The organism is Amycolatopsis regifaucium (assembly GCF_001613935.1).
Classification (GTDB): Bacteria; Actinomycetota; Actinomycetes; order Mycobacteriales; family Pseudonocardiaceae; genus Amycolatopsis; species Amycolatopsis regifaucium.
In genome coordinates this window covers 40,569-65,466 of the sequence record NZ_LQCI01000003.1, presented here as the reverse complement: position 1 = coordinate 65,466, position 24,898 = coordinate 40,569, and the positions used below count along the sequence as shown (strand labels likewise).

Here is a 24,898-nt window from a genome sequence, read left to right as displayed (position 1 = left end):
CTCGACCGGCGCCGAACCGGACCCTACGCGCGCGAGTGCCGAGGCCACTAAGAATCCGCTAAGGATCACTCAGGGCCCTTCGCCGAGATCCGCGATTTCCCTCCGGACCATGCCGGCGAGCTTGGGATTGGCGTCGGAAAGGATCTTCAGCGCGAGCGCGAATTGCTCGCGGGCACCGTCCACATCCGACCCGGCGCGCAGCACTCTGCCCAGGGTCAGCCGCAGCACGCCCTCCTGGAGGACGAAGCGCCTGCTGATCGTCAGGTCGACGGCCTCCCAGACGTATCGCTCGGCCGCGGCGAGTTCGCCGATCTTCATGCTCAATTCGGCGAGGTTGTTCAGCGAGACGACGACGTAGCTTTCGTCGCCGAGGGTCCGGTCGATCTCCAGCGAAGCGACTTGGTGCCCGATCGCCTCGATGAACCGCCCCGCCCGCTTTTCGGCTTCCGCGCAGTTGTTGAGCGCCTGCCCGCGTAGTTCGAGGTCGCCGGTCCTGGCGGTCTCCTCGACCGCCTGACGCAACGTCGCGATGGCCTCGTCGTGCCGTCCCAGCAGGGTCAGCGCGGAGCCGAGGTGGATGTTCGCCGAGATCATCAACCGGTTGTCGCCGATCGCGCTCGCGAGTTCCAGCGCGCGCTCGGCGTCGGCGAGACAACCCTGCGGCAGTTCGAAGGTGAGCGCGATGGCGCACCGGGAGATCAGCATCCAACACCGGCCGAGGACGTCACCGGACCGTTCGGCGGCCTCGAGACCGATCTCGACCAGCCGCGTCCACTCGTCCAGCAGCGGGTACACCGCGCGATAGGTGTGCGCGACCCTCGCCAGCCGCCACACGTCGCCATGACGAGCCGCGGCGCCGGCGGCTTCGAGCACCTCGACCAGGTTTTGCCATTCCGCGGCGAACCACTCCTGCGCTTCGGCGAAGGAGCTGATCGGCGGCATTTGCGCGTCGCTGAGCACGCCGGTGAAGTCGAGCGGATCGACGATCCGCAGCATCTTGCGCCGCGCCCGGTCGGCGACGGCCTGGTAGTACCGCACGGAGCGCGACAGCACGTCGTCACGCTCGGTCTCGTCGAGTTCGTTCTCCGCCAGTTCACGGAGGAACAGGCGGACGAGATCGTGCGAGGCGAAGGCGTCGCGACCGGTTTCGGCGAGCAGGTTGTGCGCGGCGAGCACCCGCAGATGCCGCCGCGCCTCGGCGACGGTGATGCCGCAGATCGCGGCCGTCAGATGGGAACCGGCCGTAACGCACTGGACGACGCCGAGCCGCAGGAACGTGTTCGCGACATCGGCGGGCAGCCCGCGGAACGAGACGTCGAAGGCCGCGCGGACCCCGTCGTCCGGGCCTTCGACGTCGAGCGCGGCGAGTCTGGTCCGTTCGTTGCCGAGTTCGTCGACAAGGTCCTGCGCGGACCACTGCGCGCTGGCGGCGAGCCGGGCGCCCGCGATCCGCAGCGCGAGCGGGAGATAGCCACAGAGCCGGGCGAGCGCGTGGTTGAGATCGAACCCGGCCGGCCCGGCGAGTTCCTCGATCAGCCGGACGGCGTCACCGGGGGCGAGCGTGCCGAGGACGCGCAGTTTGGCGGCGTTGGACACGGCGAGCCCGTCGAGTCGGGAGCGGCTGGTCACCAGGGTCATCGACCGGGAGCCCGGCGGCAGCAGCGGCCGCACCTGCTCGGCGGAGCGGGCGTTGTCGAGGAGCACCAGCATCCGGCGCCCGGCGATCATCGAGCGGTAGAGGGCGATGCGTTCGTGGACCTGATCGGGGATGCCTTCGGCCGGGACGCCGAGCCCGAGCAGGAACTGGGTGAGCAGTTCGGCGGGTTCCAGCGGCGGGTGGTGCGGGTCGAAACCGCGCAAGGAGGCGAAGAGGATGCCGTCGGGGAAGCGGCGGGCGGCGCGATGGGCCCACCACACCACCAGGCTGCTCTTGCCGATCCCGGCGGTCCCGCTGACCACGCCGACGGCCGTCTCACCCGCTTCGGCGCGATCAGCGAGCTCGTCGAGCCAAGCGAGATCGGCCTCGCGACCGGCGAGATTCGGCACGGCGGGCGGCAACTGCTGCACCGGTGTCGCGGCCGGTTCGGCCTTCGGTTCCGCGACGACCTTGACCGGCAGGTCGTCGTTGAGCACCCGTTCGTGCAGCCAGCGCAGGTCCGCACCCGGTTCGACGCCGAGGGTGCGCAGGGTCGCCCGCGAGACCGTGCGGTACAGCTCGAGCGCGTCGCCGCGGCGCCCGGCGTGGTACAGGGCGCGCATCAGCTGCCCGGCCGTGCGCTCGGCGAGGGGCTTGGCCCGGACCAGCGGGCTGAGTTCGACGATCAGCTCCGCGTGCCTGCCGAGTTCGAGATCCGCGTCGACCCTGGCGCCGTGGACGGCGAGCCGCAGATCCTCCAGTTCGGGGGCACGGACCGAACCCGGGACCCCGGCGAGCGCGGGCCCCTGCCACAGGGCGAGAGCCTCGGCGAGCAGTTCGGACGCTTTTTCCGGGTCCTCGGTGGCCGCCCGTTCCAGCAGCGAGCGGGCGCGATGGACGTCGATCCGGTCGGGGTCGACGGTGAGCTGATAGCCGGGCGGCGCGGTGAGGATCTGGGCACCGCGCGGATGGTCACCCTGGATGTCGCGGAGTACCCGCCGCAGGTGGGAGACGTTGCCGTGGACGATCGTGCGGGCGGTGGCGGGCGGGTCGTGCCCCCACAGCGCGTCGATGATCTCGTCGAGCGCGACGACCTTGTTGACCTTCAAGGCCAGCAGCGCGAGAAGACCGCGGACACCGGGACCGCCGATGGGAACCGGCCGGTCGCCGTCGAGAAGCCGCACGGGACCGAGAAGCTGGAAACGGGCAGGGGAACCGCTTTCGCCCATGACAAGCCCCCTCCCCCGATCTCTCCCCTTACCGGAGTAGCCAACCTACCGCGCGAAGACGCCGTCAACCAGAAAAGCCTCGTGAGCGGTAATGACGGTGCTAACCGTTATTACCGCTCACGAGACCAAAAAAGGCTCCGTGCCCATCAGTCCCGATCTGATGGGCACGGAGCCGGGGGATGTCCGATTTGGGCCGCCTGGGGGCGCGACCCACATCGGACATCGGCGTCCACGTCCGTCCGGGTGGGCTCACCCCGAGCGAAGAACCCGTTCGGTCGTCGACAACACCTACGTGAGCGAGCCCACTGGCCCAGTCACGTGGCGACAACGTAACAGGGCGCACACCAACAGCTACAGGCGCCCCATCAAGGCCTTCGCTACCTGCGGTTTCGTCAGCGCGTCAGCGGAGTCGAGTCGCGGCCGGCGATGAACGCGGGACGCGGCTCGATCGCGGCGAACGGTTCCCGCAGCGCGTTCTCGACGCTGTTGAACACCACGAAGATGTTCGACCGCGGGTACGGCGTGATGTTGTTCGCCGAACCGTGCATCACATTCGAATCGAACCAGAGCGCCGAACCGGCCTGCCCGGTGAATTGGTCGATTCCGTATTCCGCGGCGAGTTTGGTGATGTCTTCCTCGCTCGGGACACCGACCCGCTGCTCTTTCAGCGAACTCTTGTAGTTGTTCTCCGGGGTTTCCCCGGCGCATTGGACGAAGGTCCGCTGCGACCCAGGCATCACCATCAGCCCGCCGTTGAACGGGTAGTTGTCGGTGAGCGCGATGGAGCAGCTGACCGCGCGAGGGGCGGGCATGCCGTCCTCGGCGTGCCAGGTCTCGAAGTCCGAGTGCCAGTAGAAGCCGGTGCCCTTGAACCCGGGCATGTAGTTCACGCGGCTCTGGTGGATGTAGACCTCGGAGCCGAGGATCTGCCGGGCCCGGTCGAGCACGCGGGGATCGCGGACGAGTTCCGCGATCAGCTCGCTGGTCTCGTGCACGTCGAAGATGGAGCGGACCTCACCGGTCTTGGCCTCGGTGATGACGCGCTCGTCGTCGCGGTGGTCCCCCGACGACAGGCGGACGAGTTCCTGCCAGTACGTCTGGACCTCGCCAGGCGACAACAGCTGGTCGACGACGGTGTAGCCGCGGGCCTCGTGGTTGGCGAGGGTGGCCCCGTCGAGGGGACCATCGGCCTCGGTACCCCAGACGGTGGGATGTGTACGGGGGAGATGTTCGGGCTTACCCGTGATGCGGGTCGGGTAACTGTCGTCGACTCGGGTGTCGGTCAGCGTCAAAGCGGTCGCCTCCTCGAGCGATTTCAGGGTTCGGTTACGAGCGGGTACACGCCGTTTTCGTCGTGGACCTCGCGGCCGGTGATGGGCGGGTTGAACACACAGACGCACTTGATCTCGGTCCTCGGCCGGACCTGGTGCTTGTCGTGGTCGTTCAGCAGGTACAACGTGCCCGGCTTCAGCTGGAACACTTCGCCGGTCGCGGTGTTTTCGAGCTCGCCTTCACCGGAGGTGATGAAGACCGCTTCGATGTGGTTCGCGTACCAGAAGTCGTTGACCGTCCCGGCGTAGAGCGTGGTCTCGTGCACCGAGAAGCCGACGCCCTCTTTGGCCAGCACGATGCGCTTGCTGCGCCAGTTCGGGGTCTTGATGTCGGCGTCGGTGTCGGTGACCTCGTCGAGTGTTCTGACAAGCAACGGAGAACTCCTTTTTTTCTCTTCCTGGTACGAACAGTCAGTTCAAGACGGTGGCGCATGCCTCGTCGATGATCGACAGACCCTTGGTGAGCTCGTCGTCGGTCAGGGTCAGCGGCGGCAGCAGCTTCATGACCTCACCGTCCGGACCGGAGGTTTCCATCAGGAGACCCCGTTCAAACGCGGCGGCGCAGACCTTGCCAGCGAGGTCGCCGTTGGCGAACTCGAGGCCCCTCGCCAGACCGCGGCCCTTCGCGAGCAGGTTCGCGTCCGGGTACGCCTCGACGATGCCTTCGAAGGCGGCGGCGATGCGCTCGCCCTTGGCCTTCGTCGACTTCTCCAGCTCGTCGTCGCTCCAGTACACGCGCAGCGCCTCGGCGGCGGTGACGAACGCCGGGCTGATGCCGCGGAAGGTGCCGTTGTGCTCGCCCGGCTCCCAGACGTCGAGGTCGGGGCGGATCAGCGTCAGCGCCATCGGGATGCCGTAGCCCCCGATGGACTTCGACAGGCAGACGATGTCGGGCTTGATGCCCGCGTCCTCGAAGCTGAAGAACGGGCCGGTGCGGCCGCAGCCCATCTGGACGTCGTCGAGGATCAGCAGGATGCCGTGCTTCTTGCACAGGTCGTCCAGCGCCTTGAGCCACTCGATGCGCGCGGCGTTGATACCGCCCTCGCCCTGCACGCCTTCGACGATCACGGCGGCGGGCTCGTTCAGGCCACTGCCGGAGTCGCCGAGCAGCTTCTCGAAGTAGAGGAAGTCCGGGATGGAGCCGTCGAAGTAGTTGTCGTACGGCATCGGGGTGGCGTGCACCAGCGGGACACCCGCGCCGCCGCGCTTCATCGAGTTGCCGGTCACCGAAAGGGCGCCCAGCGTCATCCCGTGGAAGGCGTTGGTGAAGTTGATGACGGCTTCCTTGCCGGTCACCTTGCGCGCGAGCTTCAGTGCGGCCTCGACCGCGTTCGCGCCACCGGGGCCGGGGAAGACGACCTTGTAGTCGAGTTCGCGCGGCGCGAGGATCTTCTCCTTGAACGTCTGGAGGAAGTCCCGCTTGGCCACGGTGAACATGTCGAGCGCGTGCGTGACGCCGTCACGGGCGATGTAGTCGATCAGCGCGCGCTTGAGGGCCGGGTTGTTGTGCCCGTAGTTCAGCGCGCCGGCCCCGGCGAAGAAGTCGAGGTAGGCCTTGCCGTCTTCGTCGTACAGGTAGCTCCCCTGAGCCCGGTCGAACACCACGGGCCAGCCACGGCTGTAACTGCGTACTTCCGATTCGAGTTCCTCGAAAATGCTCATCACGTTTTCTTTCTCCCTGGGATCCCCGGTTTTACGTTCTATTGACTGCTGAGCGGACCGATTCGATACAGGTCCTCTTGCTCATGCGTTCCGTCCTCGGCCGGGAAATCGTGCGCGGAAAACAGATCCCGGCTTTCCAAGGTGGCGTTCCAGCGCTTGGCGAACGAGGCGAACAACCGGATCGAAGCCTCGTTGTCCGGAGTGATCGTGGTCTCGAGGTACCGCACGCCCTGGGCAACCAGACGGTCGAACAGCTCGTCGAGCAGTGCCCCGGCCAGCCCTTTTCCGCGCTGGGACGCGTCGACGGCGACCTGCCAGACGAAGCCGGTGTCCTGCTTCCGATAGCCGAGCACGAAGCCGACGGGGCTACCGTCGACTTTGGCGACCACCGAGGTGTCGGCGAAATCATGGCACCACAGCAAATAGGCGTACGACGAGTTGAGATCGAGCTTCTTCGAATCGCGGGCGATTCTCCAGAGCGCGGCACCGTCGGCCTTGGTCGGGGATTCGATCAAGTGCTTTCCGGACATGTCCAGGAAACGTACCGGAGAATTCGGGCGAGGTCAGATCATCCGATGAGCGACAGCGCGGCTACCTGCAACAACCCCGAAACACACGTGACAAAGGTAACGGTAACGTTTGACGCGCAGCACTTGTGGGTAAGGCCGCCTCGACGCGGTCTCACCGCACGTGACGATACCAACCGTCACCACGCCATCGCAGGCTCAGGGCGCGATTCGCCACCCGAATACGCTATTCACGCCGCCGTCCGCGACGGATGACCGAGCCGAGTGGCGTCCAAACGGCGGGCAGCAGGAGCAGGAGGCAGACGACCAGCCACCAGACCGGCGCCTCGCCTCGCCGCCAGCCCGCGACGACGGCGCCGAGCCAGCCGAAGAGCGGGTCCCGGACCGGCGGCAGGAACGCGGCGAACAGCAACCCTGCTCCCGCCAGCACCCCCAGCACCGTGAGCACCATCCGCCACGTCTTGCGCAGCGTCATCAGGCTGACCACCAGGAACACGATCGCGCCCGCGGCCACCGGGACACCGACCCACTGCAGGACCGGGCCGCCTTGTCCACCGATGACGAATCCGGCCAGCACGGTGACCAGCGCGGCCAGCACGTTCCACGGGGACGGCAGGGTGGCCGCGCCGCGCGTGATCCACCAGGCGCTGCGTCCGGCGGCCTGGGCGAAGGTGGCGGCGGGCTGGACCGATTTCGGCACCCTCGTCGCCCCCGCGGCCGCGTTGATCCCGGCGGCGCCCGCCTTGACCAGCGTCTTCGTCAGCAGCATCGTCCCGCGTTCGTGTTCGAACCGCTCACCCGAAACCTGGCACGCCTGAAACGCGCGCTGCGTCTGCTCGTCGGTCTCCGGTTCGTTCTCGATCAGCTGCCGGAAGCGTTCCGACAGCTTCCCGTTGCCCTTGGCCGTTTTCGCGTCTTGTCCACAGTGGAGACCGACGCAGGGCAGTTCTTCGCGCGCGATTTCCAGCTGCCGGGCCCTGGCAAGCACCATCGCCGTCACCGGCATGCTGATCGGCAGGGTGGTTTCCCCTTGCACATCACCGAGTCCGCCGTCGAGACCGAGGAAAGCGAGTTCGGCGGCCAGTTGCGCGCGCAAGGATTCCGCTTCCTCCTCGGACAATCCGTCCTCGGTACCCGGCTGCCGCCAGCCGATCTTCTCGAACGCGTCCCGCACCTGCGCGCGGAAGGCCGCCGGCCCGACGACGTCAGGCAGCAGCCGCAGGCGTTTCGGATCGAGCAGGCACTGGAACAACCAGCCCGCCCCGTCGACGCGGCCCCACATCCAGTCGTTGGCCCGCCACGACGCCTTGTAGAACGCGCCGAAGTAGTCGGCCTGCATACCGGTGAGCTTGTCCCAGGAACGGCGCCTTTTCATGTCCATCAGCGTCCGTGAATCCGCGCTCACCTGGACGAGATCGACGCGCTGGTCGACCGACGGCGGCTGCGCGAGCAGTCCCCTGGTCGCGATGTGCAGCCGCACCAGCCGCGAGGTGACGATCGGATCGCGGGCGCTCTCGTCGTCGGCGGTGAGCCCGGTCCACGCCAGCAGCGTGCTGACCGTGTCGGCGGCCTCGGTGTCCGGCTTCGCCTGTGCCAACGGCAAAAGGATCGGCGTCGCCTGCCGGAGCGCGGCGACCACCATCGGCCACGCTTCCTTCAGCGTGTCGGACCGGCCGAGCTCGGCCCATTTTTTGGCTAGCCCCTCGATCCAGGCGGCCAGCGTGACATCGGACGGTGGTGGCTCCTGTTCGGCGACCCAGCTCGCGAGCCGCGTTCCCCGCGCCGCCCGGTGGCGCGCCTCGTGCAGCAGCACCCGGCAGCGGTTGAGCTGCAGTGCCTGGTCCGGCGTGGGATCGAGCCGGAAACCGGCGTTCACCAGCTGGATGCCGGTGGCCACCGAATCGTCCAGCGCGGTGGTGCGGAAGGCGACCAGGTTCGCCAGCTCGCAAGTGTCCTTCGGCGGCTCGGTGGGCAGGCCGTCGCGCAACCCCGACGCCGCGGCCGCGCGCAGCTGCGCCGCGGTCCCGGACGCCCACTGCCGATCGGGATCCTCCACATCGGACAGGGAAAGCCGGCGGGTCGCCTCACGGACCAGCGCGGTGGCGTCCTCCTGAACCCGCCGGTCGCGGTAGTCGTTCATCAGCCGCTGATCGACCAGTGTTTCGGGGCCGCCCCGAACCCCCATCGAGGCAAGGGAAACGCGGGTTCCCCTGGTCCGGACGACGGCGTCGTTGTGCCGGGTCAGGTCTTCGAGTTCGGCACTGATCGTCTGGCTCAGCACGGTGCCGACGACCTTGCTCATGGCGGTGCCGAGCAGCGGCGGACGCTCCGGATCGACCTCGACGCGCTCGGCGTCGCGTTCCGCCGTCGGCACCACGTACAGCAGCAGCCGCCGGACGTCCGAATGCGACTGCCGTTCGAAGATCTCCCGCAACGCCGGGCGCAACGGTTTGTTCAGCAGCACCCCGCCGTCGGTCAGCCAATGCGACCGCGTGACGTCGGTGTAGCGGCTCATGTCCGGATGCAGCGGGCCGGTCTGCTCGCCGATCGGCATCCGGGAAAGCTCGAAAGCGCCGGGAAACGAAGCGGTGGAGCGTGCCGCTAGCGCGAGCGGGCCCACGACATCATCTGTCCACAAAGGACCATCGAAGCGGAAGAGCAGGCGATGTTCGGTGTCCCGCACGAGGTTTCCCAGCGCGTCGTCGAACCTGGTCGTCTCGCCGTCGATCATCGTGCCGGTGAGCAGCACGGTGATGTCGGGGCACTCGGGTTTCACCGTCGCCTTGTCGGTGATCCGGTGCAGTGCTTCCTTGAGGTCACCGAGCAGCACGCGATCGCCGTTCAGCAACGACCTCGGCTCTTTCTCGCCGGGGTCGCGGATCAGGTTGTCGAGCGATCCGGTGCTGATCCACGTGTCCCGCAACACCTGCGGACTCGACCGGAACGCCTCGGCCAGCCCGAGGCACGCCGCGTTGATGCCGCCGGCGCTCGTGCCGGTGAGCACGTCGAGTGAGACGGTGGCGTTGAGCAGGTCGAGCAGGGTCCGGTACGGACTCGTCGATTCCGGCGTTCTCGACGCCTGCAGCAGATGCGAGGTCTCGGTGGCGACCCCGCCCATCCAGACCGCGAGACTCGCCCCGCCCACCATGGTCATCGCCAGCCGGATCTCCTGCGGCCACGGACTCCCCGCGTCGGCCATGTGCGCCCTCCCCAAGGCTCAGTGCACCGAGCACCTTAGACCGGACGGGCGAACCGGTGTACCACCGTTAGTGCCGCCTCGCGCATTTCGTCCTCTAAAGGCGGTAGTTCGGGCACGAATTATCGCCTTTAGAGGACGAAATGCGAAGGGTGAGAGTAGGAGTCAGGCGGCGAAGTGTTCCAGGAAGAGCACCTGGGCTTCACCGACGGCGAAGCCCAGGCCGGCGCCGGTCGCGATCAGGATCCATTCGTCCTGCTGGAACGCCGGCCGCAACAAGCCTTCGAACTCGCGTGGCGACAGCTCCTTCATCTTGGTCACCAGCACGTTCCGGATGTCCATCGCGTCGCTCGCGTAGTCCTCGATGTACCGCATGGTCTCCGGCAGCTTGTCCATGATCTTCTCGGCGATGTTCAGCTTCATGTCCTGATACCGCCTGCTGCCGACGGCGAACACCACCAGCGGTTTCCCGACCCCGACGCGGCGACCGAGCTGTGCGTCGAGCTGCCGCTGGATCAGCGCGAGCACCCGATCCGACAGGGGCCCGTGCAGCACCGCCTCGATGACGTTGTGCGGCGTGATGATCTCCTGCGCGATCAGCGCGCCGTACGCCTCCGCGACCTCGCCGCGCCGCTTCAGGAACAGACCCTGCCAGCGCACTCCGAAGTACCGGCGCTCTTCGAGCGGGTAGAAGATCATCCGCAGCGCGAGCCAGTCGGTGAACCAGCCGGTGAAGAGCCCGAACAGCGGCATGATCAGCGGGAACTTGAACAGTACCCACGCGATCATCTGGATCACGCCGATCAGCCCGCCGAAGAAGATGCCGGAGCGGGCGATGAACTTGAACTCCTTGTCACCCGCCTCCTGGAAGATCCGGTTCAGCAAACGTTTGTCCTTGACCAGTGCGGTGACCACCATGCCCTTGAGGTCGAACACACTGTCCACATCGGACTTGATCAGCTCCAGCACGGCGGCGACCATCTTCGGTGTCTCGGCCTGGACGCGCTGGATCACCAGCCGTTGCACCCGCACGGGCAGCGATTCCCACAGCCCCGGCTGGTAGTGGGCGGCGACGTCGCGCACGATGTCCTCGACGGCCGCCTGCAGCGGTCTTTCGATCTCCTTGGCGATTCTCTGCGGATCGAGCCGGGCGACCACCTCCGCCGGTTTGATCAGCTGCTCGGTCATCGTGTCGCAGGCGATGCTCGCCATCCGCGCGGCGCGTTTGGGCACGATGCCCTGCCAGCCGAGGAACGGTTTGATCCCGATGAACTCCACCGGCTGGAACATCATCCGGATCGCGACGAGTTTGGTGGTGTACCCGATCAGCGCGGCGACGATCGGGATGGAGACGTAAATCGGCCAATGCTGGGCGAAGTCGGCGAGGATCCCCTCGAAGAACGCACCCATGCCGGGGTCAGCCCGCGCTCGGGTCGCAGGCCTGCCAGAACTGGGCGCCGAGCCGGGAAATATGCACCGTGTGCTTGACGAACTTGGCCCGCTTGACCGACTTCTCCGCCTCGCGGACGGTCTCGTCGGTCAGCAGGATCTCGTACTGCGTGTCGAGTGCGGGCACCTCTTCGTCCAGCTCCACCAGGCCGAGTCCGATCAGCCTGGTGAGATAACCGGGCACCTGGTCGGGCAGCGACACCCCGGCGGCCTTGCCGACGGTGGAGGCGTTGCGCAGGACGAACCGCCCGGCACCGCCGAGGTTGGTCCGCTCGGCGACATCGACGGCGGGGAACGGCGAGCCGTCGGAAAGCGCGGAAAGGATGCGGGCCTCGTCCGGCGTCAATTGCCGCAGGATGATCGCGTAGAGGTACTCGCGGGCGCGTTCGCGGCCGAAGCCGATCGAGTGGTTGAGCAGTTCCGCCATCGCCGCGCGGAGCGGTTCGAGGTGGGCGCGGGTGTGCACGAGTGTGACGGTCGCTTCGACCGGGCGGGAGCCGTCGGCGTCGGGCCGGTTCATCGCGGACGCGGCGGTGAGCGCGGCGTGGTAGGGATCGTCGACCTCGTCGAGACGGCGGCGCAGCTCCGAAAGCAGCTGCCGCTCACCCTGTTTGATGACCTGCTCGGCGAGCTCGACGCCGGGGAACTTGCGCGTGTATTCGATGCCCGTGCGGGCGGCCCAGCCCGCCAGTTGTCCCGCGCGTTTGGCGAAGGCGGCCAGGTCGTCACCGGCGGGTCGGTCGTTGCTCACGGGCACTCCCCTCGCGTTCGCGCTGATGCTACCCGCGAGTAGGCCGAATGGCCGAAATTGTGATGGACCCGGATGTTTGGATGGAGACCATGAGCTTCACGCGCTGGGGTCCGCCGATCGACGTCCTCCCGCTGTTCGCGCGTGAGGAACAGGCCCTGCTCGACGTGCTGACCGGACTCGACGCGGAGCAGTGGGCCGCACCGACGGTCTGCACGGGCTGGACGGTGCACGATCTCGCCGCCCATATCCTCGGCGACAAACTCGGCAGGCTGTCCCGCGACCGCGACGACTACCGGACGACGGCGCCGCGCGAGGGCGAACGCTTCGCGGAGTTCATCGACCGGATCAACGACGAATGGGTGGTCGCGTGCCGTCGGCTGTCGCCCGAAGTGCTGTTCGCGCTGCTGGTCGACAGCACCTCGCAGATCGCCGAGCTGTGGGGCCGCGCCGACCTCGACACCCTCGGTGAGCCGGTCAGCTGGGCCGGGCACGAACCAGCGCCGGTCTGGCTCGACGTCGCCCGTGAGTACACCGAGTTCTGGGTGCATCAGCGGCAGATCCGCGAAGCCGTCGGTATACCTGGTCCGCTCGACGGACCAGAGTTCCGCGGGCCGGTGATCGACACCTTCATGCGAGCACTGCCGCACACCCTGCGTGACGTCGAAGCGCGGATCGGCAGGCAGGTCGGCTACACCGTCACCGGTCAGGGCGGCGGGAAGTGGACGGCCCAGCGAGCCGTCGGCGGCTGGGAGATCGACCGCGTCGCGCCGGCCTCACGCTCGCCGCTGGCCTCGGTGACGACGGACGCGGACACGTTCTGGCGGCTGTGCACCCGGAACCCCGTGAACAGGGACCGGGTCACCGCCAAGGGTGACGAAAGCGTTTGCGACGTCGTGCTCGGGATGACGTCGATCATCGTGTCGTGAGTGGCGATTCGGGTTAGAGCGAACCACCGCTGGCGTGCAGTACATGATGGCCTTGGCTAGGGCCGACGGCTCAGCGTTGCAGGTGGCGGGACTTCTTGGCCTGTTTGCGCAACTGCAGGATCCGGGCGCCACCGACGAGCGCGACCAGCGCGCCGCCCGCGATCACGGAGAACAGCATCGCGACGGCCAGCGGCATGCTGCCGGACATGCCGAGGAAGTGCACGGTCGCGGTGTCCTGGTTCTGCAGGATGAACACGAGCAGGAACACCAGTACGACCAGCGCCACGATGACGGCGACCCAAGTCCCGCTCACCCGCGTGCGTTTGAGCTTCGGGACGGCGTCGAACTTGCCGCTGTGGCGTGCGCCGCCGGCGGTTTCGGGCGGCTTGACGGGCTCGACCGGAACGTCGGCGGCGCCTTCGTGCGGCTGCGTCATGCAGGACAGTGTCCGCCGAAGTGGGCTTGATCGCGTCCTCAAGCGTCCAAACGGGTGACCTCGTCCGCCGCGCGGAGCACGCGCAAGGTGTTCTTCCCGGCCAGTTTCGCGCAATCCTCTTCACTCCAGCCGCGCTCCAGCAGCGCGGCGAACAGCACCGGATACTTCGAAACGTCTTCGAGGCCATCCGGCAGTGTCGCGACGCCGTCGTAGTCACCGCCGAGGCCGATGTGGTCGACACCGGCCACCTCGCGAGCGTGCTCGATGTGCGCGACGACGTCGTCGATGCTCGCCTTCGGCTTCTCCGGACCGCCGCGCTCCGCGGTGAACTTGGTGCGCAGGTCGAGATTCCGGTAGTCCTGGCCCGCGGCATCCATGTCCTGGCGCAACTGGTCGTCCCACTCGGCGACCTTCGGCGAGATGAAGCCCGGTACGAAGGTCACCATCGCGACGCCGTCCTTGGCGGCCAGGGTTTCCAGGACGTCATTAGGAATGTTGCGCGGATGGTCGTTGACCGCGCGGCACGACGAGTGACTGAAGATCACCGGCGCGGAACTGACCTCCAGCGCGTCGCGCATGGTGCTCGGCGCGACGTGCGAGAGGTCGACCAGCATGCCGATCTTGTTCATCTCGCGGACGACGTCGCGACCGAAGTCGGTGAGCCCGTGGTGGGCGGGCTCGTCCGTGCCGGAGTCGGCCCAGGTGGTGTTGTGATTGTGCGTCAGCGTCATGTACCGGACGCCGAGGCGGCGCAGGATCCTCAGCACGCCAAGGGATTCGGCGATGCTGTGGCCGCCCTCGGCGCCCAGCAGCGAGGCGATCTTACCGTCGCGGAAAGCCGCTTCGGCCTCGTCCGCGGTGTCCGCCAGCGCCAGGCGATCGGGGTATCGCTCGATCATCTGGTGCACGATCTCGATCTGTTCGAGCACCGCCGTGACCGCGCTGTGCCCCTCGAACTGACAAGGCACGTAGACGGACCAGAACTGCATCCCGAGCCTGCCTTCGGCGAGCTTCGGGAAGTCGGTGTGCAGATGCGGCTGGCGGATCGTGAGATCCGTGCCCGCCACGGCCTCGACCGGATCGGGGCCGGTCGTTACCCGCAGCTCCCATGGCAGATCGTTGTGTCCGTCCGCCAGGAGCACCCTTTCGAGCAGAGCCTGGGCGCGGGCAAGGTCGCCGTTAGTCATCGGGCGATGGTACGTCCGTCTACTTTGCTCGCACCGTCAAGGGTTGAGCCATCCCGCGGCCGCTACCAAACCGTTGCCTGTCACCTGATGTCCACCGGGATGGCGATGCGCGACGACGTCCGCGGAACGCTCGCGCAAGACACGGACGAGTGCCTCCGCCGACGCGAGCGGCGCCATCGGATCCTGTTCGCCATTCGAGAGGAACACCCTCGTACCGGACAAATCATGTTGTGGTGGCGAAGGAACGGGCGACATCGCCGCGAACAGCGCCGCCTCGCGAACGGCGTCCGGGCGGAGCAAGGTCACCGCGGCCGCGATGTTGGCGCCATTGGAAAATCCGATGGCGACCAGCCGCCTGCCTTCGAGGCCGTAGGCCGCCCGCGAGGCCACCACGAAATCGGCAAGCTGGTTCGCGCGGAAGACCACGTCCTCGTGGTCGAAAACGCCTTCCGCCAACCGGCGGAACCACCGCGGCGCACCGTGTTCCGACACCGGCCCGGCCGGCGCGAGCAGCGCCGACTCAGGACTCAGCTGACGGGCGAGCGGCACCAGATCGTCCGGACCGCCGCCGGTGCCGTGCAGAAGCAGCAGCACCGGCTCGTCCGGTGAACCTTCGACGTACTTGTGCTCCAGTCCGGTCATCGTGCGTCCGGGTTGTTCTCGCTGGGGAGGTCCAGCTTCGGCAGCATCGCCTCGATGTCCTCGCGCTTGGGCTCCAGCCACGGCGGCAGTTTCAGCGCGCGGCCGAGTTCCAGCAGCGGCTCGTCGATCGCGAAACCGGGTTCGTCGGTCGCGACTTCGAGCAGGGTGCCGCCCGGCTCACGGAAGTAGATCGAGCGGAAGTATTGACGGTCCAAAATGGACGTCACGTTCACCCCGTCGTCGATCAGTTCGTCGCGCCACGCGGCCTGGGTCCGCTCGTCCGGCGCGCGCCACGCGACGTGGTGCACGGTGCCCGCCGCCACCAGCCCGCGCGGGGCGTCCGGCGTCACGAGGACGTCGACGAGCGCGCCGGGGCCGCCTTCACCGGCGGAGAAGCGCAGGCGATTGCTCTCCTGGTGCTGGAAGGCCAGGCCGAGGCCGTCGGTCAGCATCCCGGCGGTCGCGTCCTCTTTGGACACCGACAGCGTGACGGAGTGCAGCCCGCGGATGGCGTGCTCGGCGGGGACGAGCTTCGTGTCCCACGGGTCGCGCGGGTCACCCTGGGGATGCGCGACGAGCGCGAGCTTCAGTCCGTCCGGGTCGAGGAAGGTGAGCGTCTCTTCCCCGTCGGAGTTGCGGATCTGACTCGTCTCGATGCCGCTTTCGGCGAGATGCGCCTTCCACCAGCCGAGCGAGGCTTCCGGCACGGAGAACGACGTCGTGGTCGCCTGCCCGGTGCCGTGACGGCCCTTCGGCGCGTCCTTCCACGGGAAGAACGTCATCAGGGAGCCGGGCTTGCCGGACTGATCGCCGTAGTAGAGGTGATAGGTGCCGGGGTCGTCGAAGTTCACGGTGGTCTTCACCAGCCGCAGGCCCAGCGCCCTGGTGTAGAAGTCCGCGTTGCGCTGGGGGTCGCCACCGATGGCGGTGACGTGGTGCAGGCCGGAAGTCTTGATCGACATGGTGCCCCTCCTCTGGGAGCCGGTGAGAACAAGCTAACCACAGAACCTCTCGCGCGCAAGATATATTCCTGAAAGATTTCTCGGTGTAGGCTCGCGCCCGTGACAGCGGATCCGAGCGACGACGAAGTGGTCACGTGGTGGGGCCTGGTGATCGAGGGCTACCTGGCCACGCAGAACAGGCTGATGGGCGAGATCGCCGACCGGTTCGGCCTGGCTCCGGCGTCTTTCGACATCCTGTTACGGCTGGTGCGCTCGCCGGAGCACCGGATGCCGATGACGCGGCTGGCCGTCGAGGCGGCGTTGTCCAGCGGCGGGTTCACGAAGGTCGCGGACAGGCTGGTCGCCGCGGACCTCATCTGCCGGGTGCCCAGCCCGGACGACCGGCGCGTCACCTTCGCCGCGCTCACCGCGCACGGCCTCGACGTCGCCCAGCAGGCGCGCGAGGCGTGCGCGGAGATCCTGCGGCGCATCGTTTTGACTCCGCTGGGTGACGACGCGCACGCGCTGGCCGAGGCCATGCGCACCCTCCGCACCGTCAACGGCTCCTGACCTGCCGCATTTCGTCCTCTAAATGCGGTAGTTGCGCGTGCACGTACCGCATTTAGAGGACTAAATGCGGCGGGGCGGGGTCCCGGACCTCGTACAGGTCTCGCACGAGGTCACGGATGACGTTGCGCCGGATCTTCCCGGTCGCCGTCTTGGGCAGTTCGCCCAGCTCGACGACGCCTCGCGGGCGTTTGAACGACGCCAGCCCCGCCCGGCAGAAGTCGATCAGCTCGTCCGCGTCCAGCCGATGGCCGGGAACGCCGACCACGCAGGCGACCGGTTTCTCGATGCCGTCTGAGTCGAAGGCGGCCACGACGGCGACCTCGGCGACCGCCGGATGCTGCCGCAGCCGGTCCTCGACCTCGGCGGGCGACACCCAGATCCCACCGGGCTTCAGCATGTCGTTGAACCGCCCGAGGCAGGTGTAGGTCCCGTCGGCGTTGCGCACGAAACTGTCACCCGTCCGCAGCCATTCGCCCTGGAAGACGTGCTTCGTCGTCTCGTACCGCGCCCAGTATCCGGTCGCGATCGACGGTCCGGCGACGAACAGCTCACCGGGCTGCCCGTCCGGTACGGGCGCGCCGTGCTCGTCACGCAGGGCGACTTCGTAGCCGGGGACCGGCACCCCCGTGCTGCCCGGCCGGACCTGACGCGGCCGGTTGGACAGGAAGATGTGCAGTGCCTCTGTGGACCCGATCCCGTCGATGATCTCGACGCCGAACCGGTCACGGAACCGCTCGTAGAGCACGGCGGGTAGCGGTTCGCCTGCCGAAACGGCTTGGCGTACCGAAGCGAACGTGTCGTTCGGGAGGTCGCTGGCGAGCAACGCCGCGTAGAAGGTCGGAACGGCGAAGAACAACGTCGGCCGCTCCGCGCACGCCCTGGCGGCGATCAGTCCTGGGGTCGGACGGGCCGGTTCGAGCAGCGTCGTCCCGCCGGCCGCGAGCGGGAAGAACGCGGAATTCCCCAAGCCGTAAGCGAAGAACAGCTTGGGGACGGAAAGGAACCGGTCGTTCGGGCCGACGTCCAGCACGCCGCGCGCATACGTTTCGCAGACCGCGCGGATGCCCGCGTGCCGGTGCATCGCCCCCTTCGGCTTACCCGTCGTCCCCGAGGTGTACAGCCAGAGCGCGGGCGAGTCCTCCCAGGTCGGCGCCGGTTCGAAACCGTGATCGTCCACTGTGGACAGATCACTCCAGTCGTGCACGCGGACCCCGGACGGCAGTTCGGCCGCCTTCGCCCTGTCCAGCACGACGTCGGTGACCTCGGGCGCCAGCCCCAGCGCGATCGTCGCCTGTGCGGTGAACTCGCCGGAAACGCACAGGACCCTGGCCCGTGAGTCGGCGAGCAGCTTGCCGAGGTCCAGCCCGGTGACCATGGTGGACACCGGTACCGCGACCGCCCCGGCCAGCATCGCGCCGAGGAGCCCGGTGAGCAGTTCGACGTCGTCGACCATGCAGAACAGGACCCGCTCCTCCGGGCGGACGCCGATCGCGCGCAGTCCGGCCGCGACCCGGCGGGTTTCGGCCGCGAGTTCGGCGTAGGTGAGGCTCCGCCTCGGTGAAACGACCGCGGTCTTGGCGCCGCGCCCCTCCGCCAGATGCGCCTCGAGCAGGTAGCTCGCCGCGTTGAACCCGGTAGCTGCAGCGGTCACGGCGCACCTTCTATCGGCTCAGCTCAGGTAAACGTATTCGTAGTCGAACGGTTTCCCATTGATGCCCTGGCGTGGCGGCGCCACCCAGCTCGCGATCTTTCCTCGCTCGTACACCGGATGCATCAGCGATCGGACGAAGGTCAGGTCTTCCGGGGTGGGCAGCCACTTGCGTTTGCCGGCCAGCCAGGTCCGCTCGTCGACAACGGTGCCGTCGGGCGTCACATGGTGGCCGGAGTTTATGCCGACTTCGCGATTGAATCCAGGGTGCGGGAGGACGAATCGGAAGTCGATGCCCGCCTCGTCCAGGATCTTGTTCCAGCGGTTGACCCCGGTCTGGCAGTCGGCGCGGTACTCCTCCCGCAGGTCGAGGTTCAGCAGCAGGATGGCCGGGTGTTCTTCGATCTCCCAGGTGCCGTCGGCCCGCGGACGGGACAGCGACCCGGCGGAGTCGGTGAGCCGGTGGTCGTCCTTGCGGCGGGCCTCCTGCCAGCGGCCTTTCAGCCCGGCGGTGTAGTAGTTCGCCGCGTTGGTCGAAGTCTCGCCGCCGAACAGGTCGAGCGAGACGGTGTAGTGGAAGTTCAGGTATCGCTGGATGAGATCGAGCGGGATCCCGCCGTGCCCGGCGATGTCGAAGGTGTCGTGCTCGCGGATCAGTTCGGCACTCCGGGTGACCACGCGGTCCACGCCGGTGGTACCGACGAACATGTGGTGCGCCTCTTCCTTGAGCATGAATTCACAAGTGCGGGAAAGCGGGTCGAAGCCGCTTTCCTTGAGCGTGCCGAGCTGGTATTTGCCATCACGATCGGTGAAATAGGTGAACATGTAGAAGGCGAGCCAATCCGCGGTCTCTTCGTTGAAGGCGCCGAGGATGCGCGGGGCGTCCGGACTTCCGGAATTCCGGAGCAGCAAGGCTTCCGCTTCTTCACGGCCTTCGCGGCCGAAGTAGGCGTGCAGCAGATACACCATCGCCCACAGATGACGGCCTTCTTCGACGTTGACCTGGAAGAGGTTCCGCAGATCGTAAAGGCTCGGTGCGGTCAGCCCCAGCAGTTTCTGCTGCTCGACCGACGCGGGTTCGGTATCGCCTTGGATGACGATGAGCCGCTGGAGATCGGCGCGGTATTCGCCGGGAACTTGCTGCCAGGCCGGTTCGCCCTGGTGCTCGCCGAAGGTGATGACGCGGTCCGGGTCGCGCTCCGCGAGGAAGATCCCCCACCGGTAGTCCGGCACGTTGACGTGGTCGAAATGCGCCCAGCCGTCCCGGCCGACGCTGACCGCCGTGCGCAGGTAGACGCCTTGAGTTTGCAGCGTGGGGCCCATTTCACCCCACCAGTCCAGGAACTTCGGCTGCCAGCCCTCCAGCGCCCGCTGGAGCCGCCGGTCCCCGGAGAGATCGACGTTGTTGGGGATCTTGGCGTCGTAATCGATCTTGGTGGGCATGGGTCTCAAACCCGCTTCCTGTCGAAGACGGCCTTCTGACCAGTACCGTAGCGACGCAAAGCGCCTTCCGGACCGGATGCGTTCGGACGAGTGAAGATCCAGTTCTGCCAAGCCGCCAAGCGGCCGAAGATCTTGCTTTCCAGCGTCTCGGGTCCGACGAACCGGTGGTTCGCCTCCATTCCGGTCAGCGCGTCGGGACTCAGCGAAGCCCGGCTTTCCAGCGCGATCCGGACCTCGTCTTCCCAGTCGAGGTCGTCCGGGGCGTCGGTGACCAGACCGAGCTCGTTCGCCTCCGCCGGACCAAGCGGTTTTCCGCGTTCTGCCGCGAGCATCGTGACGTGCTCAGGGTCGCCGAAGAACCGGGATTCGAGGCGGGACAGGCCGTTCCCCATCGGAAGGCGGCCGAAGTTGGCCTCGGACAGGGTGATCGACGCACGTTCTTCACTGTCTTCGTCGTCGATCGGCGGACCGTCCAAGATGTACTGCCGATCCGCGGCGAGCGCGAGTTCCAGCAGGAGCCCGGCGAAGCAGCTACCAGGTTCGATGAGCGCGATCAGGCTGCGGCTGGTGACGTCGAGCCGCTTGAGCGTCCGCTTCCAGTAGTGAACGATTTCGTTGCTCAGAACGTCTTTCGCGTCGAACACGACACGTTCGTGCGCCAGGACCTGCGCCGGATCGCCTTCGGTGCGGAGTACCCAGGTACCGAGTTCGGGTTCGTTGGTGCGCAGGCGAAGGATGGCGTCGTCCAGTTCGCGAGTGACGTCCAGCAGCCAGCCATCGTCGCCGTCGGGTCCCTTGACGGTGATCGTCGCTTCGGTCGCGCCCAGCGAAATGTCGACATAGCGATGCACGAGGGGCGTCAACTCGACACCTTCACCATCGAGCCGGCCGCTCGTCCGCGCGAGTTCCTTCGCCTTGGCCAGTACGGCTTCGCGGAACCCCTGCCGCGGCACGAGTTCGTCGACGAGCCGCCAGTCGAGGGCGGCCCGGCCTTTCATACCGTCCGGACGGGTGGCGAAGACGTCGGCGAGATCCCGCCGCACGCCGCGTTTGTCGACCAGCCTGGTGAGCCCGCCGGTCCCGGGGAGGACGCCGAGGAGCGGGATCTCCGGCAGCGCGACGGTCGAAGAGTTGTCGTCGACCAGCAGGATCTTCTCGCAGGCGAGCGCGATCTCGTACCCGCCGCCGGCGCAGGTGCCGTTGACCGCGGCGATGTAGAGCTGACCGGAGTTCGCCGACGCGTCCTCGATGGCGTTGCGGGTCTCGTTGGTGAACTTGCAGAAGTTCACCTTCCACTCGTGCGACGACGAAGCCAGCATGCGGATGTTCGCGCCCGCGCAGAAGACGTTGTCCTTCGCGCTGGTCACGATGACCACGCGGACTTCGGGATGTTCGAACCGCAGGCGCTGCGTCGCGTCGTACAACTCGATGTCGACGCCGAGGTCGTACGAGTTGAGCTTGAGCTCGTAACCCGGTACGAGACCCCCGTCGGCGTCGACGTCGAGTTCGAGCCACGCGACGTCACCGTCGATGCCCAGGTGCCAGTGCCGGTAGCCGCTGGGATGACGTTCGAACGTCACCGACGTGGTCCGCGTCACCCCATCGATTGTCTACATGCCGATATTGAACGTCAATGTTGTGTAGAGAGTTGGTCAGGCGCGCTCACCCGGTTGAGTTTCGTCGCGGCCCAGGTCACGAAGGCCCACAACAGGAGTGCCGCCGCTGTATCGGTGTAGATCGTGGCGAACCAGAAGGCCGGGATCTGCGGCACCGCGATCAGGAAATGCCCGAGGCTGGCCAATCCGGACAGCGAGTAGACCATCAGGAACGCGAGCGCCCGCCAGGAGCGCCCGCGCAGGTAGTCGCGGTAGCCGAGCACGCCGAACGCGGTGAAGAGGAAGTACGCGAAGACGACCAGCGCGGCCGTGACACCGACCGAGATCCCTTCGAGCTGCGGGTAGTCCGCCGCTCTGAGCACGTTGTGCGCGTAGTGCAGCGTGGTGGACAACAGCGTGAACGCCAGGATCAGCCGCAAGGCGGTGAGTCCCCGGTCTCGAAGAAGATCCATGTTCGCCCCTTTGCGATTTGATAGATCGCTCTAGCGAGAGCGTAGCGCACGGCGCTAGGGAGCTGAAGAGGACTTTCGTCCCGGCGTTCCGGTGGCGGGCATGGCCGAGCGGTTCAACCACGGAGACGTTGTTGCGGTCTTGACCGTCCATGAGGACAGCTCCCGAAGCCATGGTGGCCGGCGTGATCGGCTCGTTGCCGTGAAGGTCCCCTTGCTTACCCTGAAGGTAGCGAAGGGGACCTTCGCTACCTTGGTTGCAGTCCAGCACTCCCCGCTGAGACACGGTGCGCCCTTGACCGTCCACAAGCACGCCGCCAGGCAACTCCGTGTGCGATTCAGGCCTGAATGTGCGTCGGGCTGATGAGAGCTTGAGTTGTCACTCAGGGTGAGGGGTGTGTGGACCGGTCACGCGGGACTGTGTGGATTTCGGGTCATCCAACGTCCCGAAATCCACAGTCGATGCCTCTCGCCACTCACGCCCCCTGCAGCCCGCTGCTTCGCGGTGAGTAACCGGGCGCGAAGCGGGTAACCCGTCGGCGAAGACCTCGATCCACCAGGAGGAACCGTGTCCGACCAAGAAGAGCGCGAAGCAGCAGACGGCCCCGCCCCCGCGGACGCGTCCGAAGAAGCCGTCCAGCTCACGACGCCCGACGGCGGTGAACCGTGGGACACCGAATCGACCGAGGTCGCCGACTACGCGGGCAGGCAGCGTTCCGCCGGGCCGGAGAGTGCGGCCGTCCACATCGAGGACGCCTAGCCGTTTTGGGCCGTCACCGGTCACACTGTCGGAATGCCGGAGACAATCGCCGAGGTGAATGGCATCCAGCTGTGCCACGAGACGTTCGGATCCCCCGACGGCAGGCCGCTGCTGATGATCATGGGCCTCGCCTCGCAGATGATCTGGTGGGACGACGAACTCTGCGAGAGCCTCGCGGCCAAGGGGTTCTTCGTCATCCGCTACGACAATCGGGACGCCGGGCGCTCCAGCAGGCTGTCGGGGCGGGTGAACCTGCCGCTGGCGTACACCCTGCGCGTGGCGCCGTACTCGCTGAAGGACATGGCTGACGACGCCGCCGCGCTGCTCGACGAACTCGGCATCGAAAGCGCGCACGTCGTCGGCGCTTCGATGGGCGGAATGGTCGCGCAGACCCTGGCCATCGAACATCCGGCGCGCGTGCGCTCGCTGACGTCCATCATGTCGACCACCGGCAACCGGTTCGTCGGACGGCCGAGCGCCAAGGCCATGACGATGCTGCTTTCGGCACCGCCGCGTAATCGCGAGCGGTACGTCGACTACCTGCTGCGCACGTTCCGGGTCATCGGCTCGCCCGGTTATCCCTTCGACGAGGCCCGAATGCGGGAGCGCGCGGAACGCTCCTTCGATCGTGGCGTCAACCCCGGCGGCACCGCGCGCCAGCTGGCGGCGATCTTGTCGAGCCGGGATCGGTTCCGCGCCCTGCGGAAGGTCCAGGTGCCCGCCCTCGTCGTGCACGGTTCGCAGGATCCGCTCGTGCACGTTTCCGGCGGCAGGGCGACGGCTCGCGCGCTGCGGGAGTCCGAATTGGACATCGTCCCCGGGATGGGGCACGACCTTCCGCACGCGATCTGGCCCCGGCTCGTGCGCGGCCTCGTCCGGACAGCGGACCGTGCCGAGGTCAAGACCCGGCGAGCGTGATCGAACCCAGCTGCGAGAAGTGCGCGGCCACCCGTGAACCCGGGCGCAGGTCGACGGCGTCCGTCATCCCGCCGGTGAGGACGAGCCAGCCCGGCTCCAGCGCGAGGCCGCGGGCGCCGAGGATGTTGGCCGCCAGTGCCAAGGCCTCCGCCGGATGGCCCTGGACGGCGGCACCGGTGGCGGTGTCGACGATGGCGCCGTCGACCTCCAAAAGCGCCGCCTCCAGCGAAAGATCCAGCGCGGACGGCTCGGCACCGACCGGGCCCAGGGTGAAATACGCGGAGAAACCGTTGTCCGCCACGGCGTCCGGCAGTTTGCCCCGGTAGTCACGGTAGCGGCTGTCGACGATCTCGATGCCGCCGTGGACCCGGTCCACCGCCGCCATCGCGGTCGCCGCGGTCACGCCGGGGCCCGCGAGTCGTTTCCCCAGCACGAAAACCAGTTCGGGCTCCGCGCGCGGGTGGATCAGCGAGGGCACCGGGACGCCGGCGGGGAGGACCATCGCGTCGGTCAGCCACGCGAGCAACGGCGAGTCGATGCCCATCCGTCGCTGCATCACGCGCGAGGTCAGGCCCAGCTTGACGCCGACCACGGTCTCGCCGCGAGCTCGCCGAAGCCGCAACGCCTCGTCCTGGATCGCGTAAGCGGTATCGACGTCCAAAGCGGGCCACGAGTCCGTCAGCGGCTCGCGTTCTTCCCCGGACAGCAGCGCTTCCGCCGCCTCCCGCACACCAAGGCTCACGGCCGTTCCTCCCCGGAGAACTTCGCGGTGACACTGCCGAGCCCCGCCATCGTCGCGACGACGGTGTCGCCAGGGCTCACCGGAATCGCGCGCGTCATCGAACCCGGCAGCACGACGTGACCCGGTTCCAGTGCGACACCGAGCGGTCCGACCGTGTTCGCGAGCCACACCAGCGCGTTCACCGGCGAACCGAGTACCGCGCCACCGGCGCCGGTGGCCGCGATCGCGCCGTTCCGGTGCAGGACACAGCCCACCAGCCGCAGATCGATGTCGCCGATCGCGGTCGGCCTGCTGCCGAGGACGACACCGCCGGAGGAGGCGTTGTCCGCGATGGTGTCGACGATGCTGATCTTCCAGTCCTGGATGCGGGAATCCACGATCTCCAGTGCGGGCACCACGAAGTCGACCGCTCGCAGCGCGTCCGCCACCGTGACGCCGGGGCCGCGCAACCGCGAACCGAGCACGAACGCGATCTCCGGTTCGATCTTCGGCTGCAGGTAACCGCCGATCGGGATGGGCTGATGCTCGAGGTGGAACATCGAGGCGGTCAGGTGGCCGTAGTCGGGCTGGTCGACGCCCATCTGCCGCTGCATGGCGGCGGAGGCGAGGCCCACCTTGTGCCCGCGCACGCCGTCGCCGCGTTCGGCCCAGTGACGGACGAGCCGCTGCTGGATGCGGTACGCGTCCTCCAACGTCGCCGCGGGATACGTCTCGATCAGGGGCGCGATCGGCTTGCCGGTCTCGTACGCGCTGAGCAGCGCGGCCGCGGCCTCCTGCAGCGTGCTGGCGTCCATGGGCTCCTTCCGACAGCCGAACTCTGCCTCCTCACCTTGACCGGC

Annotated in this window: 22 protein-coding genes; 4 read left to right on the top strand and 18 right to left on the bottom strand. The window is 67.5% G+C overall.

Going from position 1 to position 24,898, the window contains the following annotated elements; translation table 11 throughout:
• Positions 1 to 69 precede the first annotated feature (69 nt).
• The 8 genes from AVL48_RS04070 to AVL48_RS04035 form a co-directional block, all read right to left on the bottom strand.
• Positions 70 to 2,865: an AfsR/SARP family transcriptional regulator gene (locus AVL48_RS04070; protein ID WP_061985094.1), complete on the bottom strand. Its 2,796-nt coding sequence runs from the start codon at positions 2,863 to 2,865 to the stop codon at positions 70 to 72.
• A 392-nt stretch (positions 2,866 to 3,257) separates the two neighbouring features.
• A complete protein-coding gene (gene thpD / locus AVL48_RS04065) occupies positions 3,258 to 4,157 on the bottom strand; it encodes an ectoine hydroxylase (protein WP_061985096.1) in 900 nt (299 codons plus the stop codon).
• 23 nt (positions 4,158 to 4,180) lie between these two features.
• Positions 4,181 to 4,570 carry an ectoine synthase gene (locus AVL48_RS04060; RefSeq protein ID WP_061985098.1) on the bottom strand — a complete coding sequence of 130 codons (390 nt, stop codon included), beginning with the start codon at positions 4,568 to 4,570 and terminating at the stop codon, positions 4,181 to 4,183.
• 37 nt (positions 4,571 to 4,607) lie between these two features.
• On the bottom strand, positions 4,608 to 5,858 hold the full coding sequence (gene ectB, locus AVL48_RS04055) for a diaminobutyrate--2-oxoglutarate transaminase (protein WP_061985101.1): 1,251 nt from the start codon (positions 5,856 to 5,858) through the stop codon (positions 4,608 to 4,610).
• 38 nt (positions 5,859 to 5,896) lie between these two features.
• Positions 5,897 to 6,388: a diaminobutyrate acetyltransferase gene (ectA, locus tag AVL48_RS04050; RefSeq protein ID WP_061985102.1), complete on the bottom strand. Its 492-nt coding sequence runs from the start codon at positions 6,386 to 6,388 to the stop codon at positions 5,897 to 5,899.
• Positions 6,389 to 6,611: 223 nt separating this feature from the next.
• Positions 6,612 to 9,584 (bottom strand): patatin-like protein, encoded by a 2,973-nt coding sequence (locus AVL48_RS04045; RefSeq protein WP_061985104.1) that lies wholly within the window; start codon positions 9,582 to 9,584, stop codon positions 6,612 to 6,614.
• A 162-nt stretch (positions 9,585 to 9,746) separates the two neighbouring features.
• Positions 9,747 to 10,991 (bottom strand): DUF445 domain-containing protein, encoded by a 1,245-nt coding sequence (locus tag AVL48_RS04040; RefSeq protein WP_061985106.1) that lies wholly within the window; start codon positions 10,989 to 10,991, stop codon positions 9,747 to 9,749.
• A 7-nt stretch (positions 10,992 to 10,998) separates the two neighbouring features.
• Positions 10,999 to 11,781 carry an Abi-alpha family protein gene (locus AVL48_RS04035; RefSeq protein WP_061985108.1) on the bottom strand — a complete coding sequence of 261 codons (783 nt, stop codon included), beginning with the start codon at positions 11,779 to 11,781 and terminating at the stop codon, positions 10,999 to 11,001.
• An 80-nt stretch (positions 11,782 to 11,861) separates the two neighbouring features.
• Between AVL48_RS04035 and AVL48_RS04030 the strand changes: the two genes are divergently transcribed.
• A complete protein-coding gene (locus tag AVL48_RS04030) occupies positions 11,862 to 12,707 on the top strand; it encodes a maleylpyruvate isomerase family mycothiol-dependent enzyme (protein ID WP_244162403.1) in 846 nt (281 codons plus the stop codon).
• A gap of 70 nt (positions 12,708 to 12,777) precedes the next feature.
• On the opposite strand, the gene AVL48_RS04025 is transcribed toward AVL48_RS04030, so the two are convergent.
• Genes AVL48_RS04025 through AVL48_RS04010 form a run of 4 tightly spaced genes read right to left on the bottom strand, consistent with a single transcriptional unit; the run spans position 12,778 to position 15,934 of the window.
• Positions 12,778 to 13,143 (bottom strand): LapA family protein, encoded by a 366-nt coding sequence (locus AVL48_RS04025; RefSeq protein ID WP_061985110.1) that lies wholly within the window; start codon positions 13,141 to 13,143, stop codon positions 12,778 to 12,780.
• 38 nt (positions 13,144 to 13,181) lie between these two features.
• Entirely contained in the window at positions 13,182 to 14,330 is a 1,149-nt protein-coding gene (locus AVL48_RS04020) for a dipeptidase (RefSeq protein ID WP_061985112.1), read from the bottom strand.
• Positions 14,331 to 14,366: 36 nt separating this feature from the next.
• The gene (locus AVL48_RS04015; protein ID WP_061985114.1) at positions 14,367 to 14,972 is read right to left on the bottom strand and encodes an alpha/beta hydrolase; all 606 of its coding nucleotides are present in this window, start codon (positions 14,970 to 14,972) and stop codon (positions 14,367 to 14,369) included.
• Complete coding sequence (locus AVL48_RS04010; RefSeq protein ID WP_061985116.1) at positions 14,969 to 15,934, bottom strand: ring-cleaving dioxygenase; 966 nt, start codon at positions 15,932 to 15,934, stop codon at positions 14,969 to 14,971. The genes AVL48_RS04015 and AVL48_RS04010 overlap by 4 nt, the downstream gene beginning before the upstream one ends.
• A gap of 99 nt (positions 15,935 to 16,033) precedes the next feature.
• Here AVL48_RS04010 and AVL48_RS04005 point away from each other — a divergent pair, with 99 nt between their 5' ends.
• The gene (locus AVL48_RS04005; protein ID WP_061985118.1) at positions 16,034 to 16,483 is read left to right on the top strand and encodes a MarR family winged helix-turn-helix transcriptional regulator; all 450 of its coding nucleotides are present in this window, start codon (positions 16,034 to 16,036) and stop codon (positions 16,481 to 16,483) included.
• 52 nt (positions 16,484 to 16,535) lie between these two features.
• Here the strand turns inward: AVL48_RS04005 and AVL48_RS04000 are convergent, their stop codons facing one another.
• The 4 genes from AVL48_RS04000 to AVL48_RS03985 are packed head-to-tail and all read right to left on the bottom strand — an operon-like array spanning position 16,536 to position 21,642.
• Entirely contained in the window at positions 16,536 to 18,134 is a 1,599-nt protein-coding gene (locus AVL48_RS04000) for a benzoate-CoA ligase family protein (RefSeq protein WP_061985120.1), read from the bottom strand.
• Positions 18,135 to 18,152: 18 nt separating this feature from the next.
• A complete protein-coding gene (gene boxB, locus AVL48_RS03995) occupies positions 18,153 to 19,574 on the bottom strand; it encodes a benzoyl-CoA 2,3-epoxidase subunit BoxB (RefSeq protein WP_061985122.1) in 1,422 nt (473 codons plus the stop codon).
• Positions 19,575 to 19,579: 5 nt separating this feature from the next.
• Positions 19,580 to 21,172 (bottom strand): 2,3-epoxybenzoyl-CoA dihydrolase, encoded by a 1,593-nt coding sequence (gene boxC, locus AVL48_RS03990; RefSeq protein ID WP_061985125.1) that lies wholly within the window; start codon positions 21,170 to 21,172, stop codon positions 19,580 to 19,582.
• Between the two features lie 32 nt (positions 21,173 to 21,204).
• On the bottom strand, positions 21,205 to 21,642 hold the full coding sequence (locus AVL48_RS03985) for a hypothetical protein (protein WP_143104887.1): 438 nt from the start codon (positions 21,640 to 21,642) through the stop codon (positions 21,205 to 21,207).
• A 565-nt stretch (positions 21,643 to 22,207) separates the two neighbouring features.
• On the opposite strand from AVL48_RS03985, the gene AVL48_RS03980 reads away from it, so the two are divergent.
• A complete protein-coding gene (locus AVL48_RS03980; RefSeq protein WP_061985129.1) occupies positions 22,208 to 22,399 on the top strand; it encodes a hypothetical protein in 192 nt (63 codons plus the stop codon).
• Between the two features lie 33 nt (positions 22,400 to 22,432).
• On the top strand, positions 22,433 to 23,317 hold the full coding sequence (locus AVL48_RS03975) for an alpha/beta fold hydrolase (RefSeq protein WP_061985132.1): 885 nt from the start codon (positions 22,433 to 22,435) through the stop codon (positions 23,315 to 23,317).
• Here AVL48_RS03975 and AVL48_RS03970 read toward each other — a convergent pair.
• Both AVL48_RS03970 and AVL48_RS03965 read right to left on the bottom strand, forming a co-directional pair.
• Positions 23,298 to 24,059 carry a 2-keto-4-pentenoate hydratase gene (locus tag AVL48_RS03970; RefSeq protein ID WP_061985134.1) on the bottom strand — a complete coding sequence of 254 codons (762 nt, stop codon included), beginning with the start codon at positions 24,057 to 24,059 and terminating at the stop codon, positions 23,298 to 23,300. The genes AVL48_RS03975 and AVL48_RS03970 overlap by 20 nt on opposite strands.
• Positions 24,056 to 24,853, bottom strand: coding sequence for a 2-keto-4-pentenoate hydratase (locus tag AVL48_RS03965; protein WP_061985136.1), 798 nt, complete (start codon positions 24,851 to 24,853; stop codon positions 24,056 to 24,058). The genes AVL48_RS03970 and AVL48_RS03965 overlap by 4 nt, the downstream gene beginning before the upstream one ends.
• Positions 24,854 to 24,898 lie beyond the last annotated feature (45 nt).